General features: G+C 46.2%; 1 protein-coding gene. It reads right to left on the bottom strand.

All coding sequences use genetic code 11. From position 1 onward, the window contains the following. Nucleotides 1-38: 38 nt before the first annotated feature. On the bottom strand, nt 39-439 hold a 401-nt coding region (locus E1189_RS00400; protein WP_230459838.1), incomplete at its 5' end, for a hypothetical protein.

Below are 439 nucleotides of genomic sequence, written 5' to 3'. Positions count from 1 at the left end.
ACAGCACAAGCCATTTTTGGTTCCACACCTTACGCTGCTCAACGTCGGGATTGTAGCCTCTTATGTTTAGGTTTATGTTTAGGTGGCCAGGGTTTTGACGCAACAAGGGCGGAAAAAGACGCCGCCAGAGTACTTGAAAGCAATGGTTTGGGTAGTGAGATACTGCCAGTATCCAGTTTCAGTCCACTGATAAATTCCTGAGCGATAATCGTCAAATCGTCCTCATCAAGAACCAGAGCATCATGGGATCGAAAAGCTGTTCTGAGGTAATGCTCGTAGACACCGTTCCACTGATAATGATTTCTTGTCGTCGTCATAAGCGTGTTCAACTCAGCCGCTGATTGAGGAATATGGTGTCCTATTTGATGTATCGCAAGTCCAAAAGTAGCATCAAACCAGCAGACAGTTATCCCCCCCCCTCCGTTAACATGAGTTGTCT

It is taken from the genome of Parendozoicomonas verongulae (assembly GCF_009711465.1).
Classification (GTDB): domain Bacteria; phylum Pseudomonadota; class Gammaproteobacteria; order Pseudomonadales; family Endozoicomonadaceae; genus Sansalvadorimonas; species Sansalvadorimonas verongulae.
Note: the sequence above shows the minus strand (reverse complement) of the source record. Positions and strands in the feature narration are given on the sequence as shown.